This is a genomic window from Streptomyces sp. NPDC007095 (assembly GCF_040634475.1).
Lineage (GTDB): Bacteria > Actinomycetota > Actinomycetes > Streptomycetales > Streptomycetaceae > Streptomyces.
This window is the reverse complement of the sequence record NZ_JBEYFS010000047.1, coordinates 53,981-60,196: the sequence shown is the minus strand read 5'-3', so window position 1 is coordinate 60,196 and position 6,216 is coordinate 53,981. Positions and strand designations below refer to the sequence as shown.

The 6,216-nt window shown below is 69.2% G+C and carries 5 protein-coding genes; 2 read left to right on the top strand and 3 right to left on the bottom strand.

All coding sequences use genetic code 11. The features are described from left to right. Positions 1-94: 94 nt before the first annotated feature. Complete coding sequence (locus tag ABZ656_RS18200) at positions 95-1,540, bottom strand: hydrolase (protein ID WP_360269086.1); 1,446 nt, start codon at positions 1,538-1,540, stop codon at positions 95-97. 233 nt (positions 1,541-1,773) lie between these two features. Here ABZ656_RS18200 and ABZ656_RS18195 point away from each other — a divergent pair, with 233 nt between their 5' ends. Continuing rightward, positions 1,774-2,037 carry a hypothetical protein gene (locus ABZ656_RS18195; protein WP_101407207.1) on the top strand — a complete coding sequence of 88 codons (264 nt, stop codon included), beginning with the start codon at positions 1,774-1,776 and terminating at the stop codon, positions 2,035-2,037. Positions 2,038-2,327: 290 nt separating this feature from the next. Here ABZ656_RS18195 and ABZ656_RS18190 read toward each other — a convergent pair whose 3' ends face one another. After that, entirely contained in the window at positions 2,328-3,101 is a 774-nt protein-coding gene (locus ABZ656_RS18190; protein WP_101407208.1) for a GNAT family N-acetyltransferase, read from the bottom strand. 104 nt (positions 3,102-3,205) lie between these two features. Further along, positions 3,206-5,212, bottom strand: coding sequence for a ricin-type beta-trefoil lectin domain protein (locus tag ABZ656_RS18185; RefSeq protein WP_360269081.1), 2,007 nt, complete (start codon positions 5,210-5,212; stop codon positions 3,206-3,208). Positions 5,213-5,457: 245 nt separating this feature from the next. Here ABZ656_RS18185 and ABZ656_RS18180 point away from each other — a divergent pair, with 245 nt between their 5' ends. Beyond that, complete coding sequence (locus ABZ656_RS18180; protein ID WP_101408405.1) at positions 5,458-6,207, top strand: MBL fold metallo-hydrolase; 750 nt, start codon at positions 5,458-5,460, stop codon at positions 6,205-6,207. Positions 6,208-6,216: the final 9 nt, after the last annotated feature.

Genomic DNA, 6,216 nt, shown 5'->3' with positions numbered 1-6,216 from the left:
GGTGCGCCACTGCACCGAGCGCACCAGCAGGCCCTGGTCGACGGCCTGCGTCAACTCGCTGATCTCACCCAGGCGGTAGCTCGCGCGTTCGCGCTCAACTCACGTTGAGCGCCGTGTCGTCGAGGACGAACGATGTCTGCAGGGTGGAACCCTCGGTGCCGGTGAACTTGACGGTGACCGTCTGCCCTGCGTAGCCGGACAGGTCGAAGCTGCGCAGCGTGTAGCCCGACGCGGCGTTCAGGTTCGAGTACGTGGCGAGCGTCGACAGGACCGTGCCGCTGCTGTTCAGCACTTGGGCCTTGAGGGTGTCGTACGCCGTACTGGTGGTCGTCTCGGCCGTGTCCACGTGGAGATAGAAGTTCAGGGTGGCCGCGCAGCCCGACGGGATGGTGACCGACTGGGAGAGCGTGTCCGTGTTGGCCGAACCGTAGCCGTTCAGCCAGGCCTTGTAGGAACCCGTACGGGCCGCCTCGCTGGAGCTGTTGGTGATGACACCGCTGGTCGCCGTCCAGGACGTGTTGCCGGACTCGAAGCCGGGGTTGGCGAGCAGTTGGGCCGCCGTGCAGGTGCCGCCGCCCCCTCCACCGCCACCGCCGCTGCTGCCGCCCGCGAGCCACTCGGTGGCGTTCAGGGCGAGGGCGGCGTTGGTGGCACCGGTGTCGTTCCAGCCGTCGTAGAGGGTGTTGCCGGACTGGCCGGTGCCGTCGTCGATCGGTGAGCTGTCGCCCCAGAACGCCACGCGGCCGCTGCCGAAGGTGCTGGTGGCGAAGAACGCTCCCGTGTTGCCGGAGTATCCGGTGCGGTAGAGCAGGCCCTTGACGGCCGAGTTGTCGGCGGGCTTGAGCGTGGCCGTCGTACCACTGGCGATCAAGCTCTTGGTGACCGTACCGAACGAGCCGTGCAGGACCGCGTTGCTGCTGTCGCTGATGGCGCTCGGGTAGTCGGAGCTGATGCTCAGCGAGTCGATGGAGAAGCCGAACGGGTCGGTGGAGTCGACGCTGTTGTTGGTCATCAGGTCGTTGAGGATCTCGACCGCGTCCTCACCGTCGTTGTTGCGGTCGGCGCCGGTGTGGTCGGAGATCATGAACAGACCGCCGCCGTTCTTCACGAACGTCATGATCGCGGTCTTCTCCGCGGTCGTGAAGAGCGTGTTGGGCTCCGGCAGCACCAGCGTGTCGAAGTTCGAGAGGTCGGTGGCCGTCGAGCCGCCGTAGGCCAGGCTGGAGCCCGAAGGCAGCGTCTTCAGGCTGTAGTCGCCGGTCTTCTGCAGGGCCACACCCCAGGAGGAGAGGGCTCCGGTCCAGTCGGTCTCCGAGGACGGCGAGGAGTCCTGGCCGAGCGGGTCGGGCTGGCTGGTGGAGATGATCCAGTCGGCGTTGCCCGCGGTCTCGGCGTGCGCGTTGTCGAACAGGATGCGGTGCGGGGTGGCGGCGGCGGCCGGAGCGGCCGCGGACGCCTCGACGGCCGCACCCGCGACGAGCAGTCCGAACACGGCCGTGGCCGTGGTGAGTCTGTGGCGGGATTTTCTGAATCCGAGCATCCGGCGAACCTCCATGAGGGGTGGGGAGAGGCGGTGCGGGCGCCAAGTCTGCGCGCGTAGAACGGTGGTTGGCCGTCTACCACGCGACAGATTCTTGAACGGTACATGGCAGGAACGCGACTGAACAGGAGCCCGCCGGACCGGATACGGGGCGGCCGGAAAGCGGAACGGACTGTCTTCGCCCGCAGGGGGAACACACCTAACTGCGGGGGTCCTGACAAAAAGGGGCGGAGATGGAGATCTCAGGCATCATCAGTGCCATTCTCATCGGCATCATCATCGGCGTACTGGGCCGGCTCGTGGTCCCGGGACGCCAGCGCATCGGCATCCTGTGGACGATCCTCGTCGGCATCGCGGCCGCGTTCATCGGCTCGGGAATCGCCGCCGCGTTCGGCGTGGCGAACACGAAGGGCATCGACTGGATCGAGTGGATCATTCAGATCGGACTCGCGGCGGTGGGCGTCGCGGCGCTCGACCGGGTGAAGGTGCGCCGCTGACGGCGCCGTCCGTCAGGCCGAGCGGCGCCGGGCGGAGGGCGGCCGCTTCCTGGACGCGGCCGTCTCGGCGATGCGGGAGGAGGGGCGGCGGCCGCTCGCCGATGTCGATCTCGGGCAGATCGATCGGCTCGCCGAACGACGGCATGCCCGGCCACGAGTTGAAGTGCCGGATGCCGGCTACGAGTTGAAATGCCGGATGCCTACCACGAGTTGACGTGCCGGCCCGGCCTGCGGCCGCCTCGGCCGACCGGCGGTCGGTGACGCCGTCTCCGCCCGGACGGCGTCCGGTGTCACCCGTATACGTACGGCGTTGTGGTGGTCAGGGGTTCGAAGCCCAGGCGGGCGAGGACCGGGCGGCTCTGGCTGGTGGCATCGACCTGGACGTAGCGGTAGCCGCGCTCGGCGGCGACGCGGGCGCGGTGGGCGACGAGCGCGCGGTAGATACCGCGGCGGCGCCAGGAGTCGATGGTGCCCCCGCCCCAGAGGCCGGCGAAGCGGGTGCCGGGGACCATCTCCATGCGGGCGGCGCTGACCGGGACGTCACCGGCGAGGGCCACCACCGCGACGACGTTGTCCTCGTCGCCGGTGAGCTGGGCGAGGAGTTGGTGGCGCATCCTGGTGCTGTCCGTGCCGAAGGCCTGTTCATGGACGTCCGCGACGAGGTCGACGCCCGCGCGGTCGGTGACGGGCAGCAGCCGTACACCCTCGGGCGGCTGGGCGTCGAGCGCGAGGTCGCCCAGCTCGGCGATCATCAGGGTCTCCTCGGGCTGGGCGACGAAACCGGCGGCGCGCAGCCGCTTCCCCAGGTCCTCGGGCTTGTCGTGCCCGTACAGCTTCCACTCGAACTCGCGGCCGAGTTCGCCGAAGTAGCGCATCTGCTCGGCGATCGCGGCGTCGGCGATCGATTCGTCCAGGTCCGACCAGATCACCCCGTTCCAGCCCTGCTCGGTGCCGACCTGGCGCACCACCTTGTCGACGCGCTCGACCCGGGCTCCTGGGCTGTCGGGCCGCGCGTCCTCCCGCATGTCCCGGTCGAACAGAGCCAGTACCGCAACGTGATCCATGGGGTCACTCCAGCACCCCGGCGCGCATAGGGCAACGGCCTTGCACCGGGACGGAGGCGATCAGGCCACCCCGCCCCGGTGTTTCGCCCCTGGTCAGACGCGGTTCAGTTGCGGGTCCACTGTTGGTTGGATCCGCCGTTGCACGACCAGAGGTCGATCAGGGTTCCGCCCGCCGTCGCGGCGCCCAGCGCGTCCAGGCACAGGCCCGAGACGTTGTTGGTGACGGTTCCGTTGGAGTTGAAGGTCCACTTCTGGTTGGTGCCGCCGTTGCAGTCCCACAGGACGACCTTGGTGCCGTTGACGGTGCCGCTGTTGTAGGCGTCGAGGCACTTGTTCCCGTAGACGACGAGTTCGCCGCGCGAGGTGTAGGCGAACGTCTGGTTCTGGCCACCGCCGCAGTCCCACAGTTCGGCCTGGCTGTTGTTGGTGATCGTGTTCTTGAAGAAGTCCAGGCACCGTCCGGATCCGGTACCGACGACCGCCGCCCCGTTGGTGCCCGGAACGGCGCGCACGGCCACGGCGTCGATGTCGGGCGCGGTGCCCGAGCCCCCGAAGGTCAGCGTGTTGGAGCCCTTCGCCAGGGACGCGAGGACGGAGACGGTCCGGTAGGTGGTCGCCGAGCCGGTGGGCGGGAAGGCCAGCGTCTGCGCGTACTGGCCACCCACCTGAAGCGTCGCCTTGCGGTCGGCGGTGCCGCCGTTGGCGTAGGTGATGTCGATCAGCTTGGTGCCCGCGGCGGACGCCGTGACTCCGGTGAAGGCCGGGGTCGTCGCGGAGGTGGTGTCCTCGTACGTCGTCCCGGACGCCTCGGTGCCGGAGACCGTGAGCAGCACGCCCTCGCCCGCGGGAACGCTGGTGGTGTAACTCGTCGCGTACGACCCGGCGTTGGACGCCGACCAGACGTTGCGTACGGCGGCGGAGGCGGTGGTCAGGCCCATGTCCTGCCAGCGGGCGGTGATGTTCGCCGCGGCGGACGTACGGTTCAGCAGCAGGACCGCGCGCTTTCCGGTGCCAGAAAGGATCTTGCTGTAGACCTGCAGGCCGGCGCTGTCCTCGGCGACCTTGACGCCCTGGAGGCCGCGCGGGTCCTGGTCGATCGCGATGACCTCGGAGTTGGTGAGGATGGAGGCGGTCGCCGAACTCATGGTGGCCAGGTTGTTGCCCGCGAGCAGGGGGGCGCCGGAGATCGCCCACAGGCCCATGTGGGTGCGGTTCTGGGCGGCGCTCAGGCCGTTCATGCCGACCGTCATCATGTCCGGGTCGTTGTAGTAGCCGGTGTGCTGGGCGGCGGGGTGCAGCGACTTGTCGAAGTTGGCCAGGATGTTGGTCATCGTCGGGTTGTCGGGGTAGTAGACGATGTCGGTGCTGGTGCGCCACATCGCGCCCGTGCCGGCCGCCCAGTTCCAGGGGTTGCCCGTGCCCCACTCGCACAGCGACAGGACGAGCGGGCGGCCGGTGACGGCGGTCGCGGCGGTGTTGGCGTCGCGGATCGCCTTGTACGTCGTCTCCTGGTCGAGTCCCTCGGCGTCACCGCCGCACCAGTCGATCTTCAGGAAGTCGAAGCCCCAGTTCTGGAAGGTCTCCAGGTCCTGCTGGTTGTGCCCTTCGATGCCGGTGTCGGGGGCGGCGGGCGTGCCCGAGGGGGTCGGGTAGTAGTAGCCGCAGCCGTTCTTGCCCGCGTCGGTGTAGATACCGGCCTTGAGGCCCTTGCTGTGGATGTAGTCGACGATGGCCTTCATCCCGCCGGGCCACTTGGCGGTGTCGACGGTGATGTTGCCGCTGCTGTCGCGGGTGCCCAGCCACCAGCCCTCGTCGATGTTGACGTACTTGTAGCCCGCGGCGGCCATGCCCGAAGACACGAGGGCGTCGGCCTGGGCCTTGATGGTGTTGTAGTCGATGACGCTGGCGAAGGTGTTCCAGGACGCCCAGCCCATCGGGGCCGGGGCGACGCCGATCTGGTTGGTGCTGACGGCGGTCGGCTCGGCGGTGAGCGGAGTGTCGGAGCGTCCGACTCCGGCCAATCCGGCGACGGCCAGGCCCAGGACGGCGCCATGAACGGCTGCGCGCTTCAGGAGGCCCCTGAGGCGCGCGGTGTGCGAATGGGGGGACATGCGGCTCTCCCTTGAGCGGTTTGTTCGCAGACTCGAACAAAAGTCAACGAGACTCGCCATATGGCAGCCGCCACTCCGCGGGCGCGTCAAGTCCCTTGCCCACAGGGCCCGTTCACGTTCGGCCACGCCGTCGGTGAACACGTCCGTGCCCCAGTGGCCGCCCGTCGCGTTACCGCCCGCACGCGATACCTTCGGTTCGACCCGGCCCGACCCGGCCGGGAAAGATCTCAAGCATCGGGATGCTCATGCGCGAGGACGCGATCGTCGAGGTAGCGGCCGGAATCCATCTGGTTCACGGCAGCAACACCAACTGGGTGATCCTGGCCGAGGGGGACGCCGTCACCCTGATCGACACCGGATATCCGGGCGACCGCCCGGACGTCCTCGCCTCCCTCGACGCGCTCGGCCACGCCCCCGAGGCCATCAGTGCCGTACTCATCACCCACGCGCACAACGACCATGTCGGGTCGGCCGAGTACCTGAGCGGCGCCTACGGCGTCCCGGTCCATCTGCACGAGGACGAAGTGGCGCACGCGCGCCGCGATTTCCTCCAGCAGGTGAGCGTGGGCGAGGTGATGCGCCAGGCCTGGCGCCCCGGAGTGCTGCCCTGGGCGGTGCACGCCATCCGGTCCGGCGGCACGGCGGACGTCCGGATGACCCGGCCCGAGCCGTTCCCCGGCGAGGGGGCGCTCGATCTTCCCGGCGGTCCGGTGCCGGTGCACACCCCCGGGCACACCTCCGGACACTGCGTCTACCACCTGCCGGACGCCGGCATCGTGATCTCCGGCGACGCCCTGGTCAGCGGTCACCCCACCTCGCGGATACAGGGACCTCAGCTGCTGCCCGACATGTTCCACGCCGAGCGCGCGAACGCCCTCGCGTCGTTGAAGCTCATCGAGGCACTCTCGGCGGACATCCTCCTGCCCGGGCACGGCCCGGTGCACCACGGATCCGTGAGCGAGGCGGCCCAGCGCGCCCGGGCGCTCGCCAACTGACGGCTGCCG

What these genes read in the sequence shown, in the direction of transcription:
- ABZ656_RS18200 (WP_360269086.1), bottom strand. Translation starts at nt 1,540, where the DNA reads ATGCTCGGATTCAGAAAATCCCGCCACAGACTCACCACGGCCACGGCC.
- ABZ656_RS18195 (WP_101407207.1), top strand. Translation starts at nt 1,774, where the DNA reads ATGGAGATCTCAGGCATCATCAGTGCCATTCTCATCGGCATCATCATC.
- ABZ656_RS18190 (WP_101407208.1), bottom strand. Translation starts at nt 3,101, where the DNA reads ATGGATCACGTTGCGGTACTGGCTCTGTTCGACCGGGACATGCGGGAG.
- ABZ656_RS18185 (WP_360269081.1), bottom strand. Translation starts at nt 5,212, where the DNA reads ATGTCCCCCCATTCGCACACCGCGCGCCTCAGGGGCCTCCTGAAGCGC.
- ABZ656_RS18180 (WP_101408405.1), top strand. Translation starts at nt 5,458, where the DNA reads ATGCGCGAGGACGCGATCGTCGAGGTAGCGGCCGGAATCCATCTGGTT.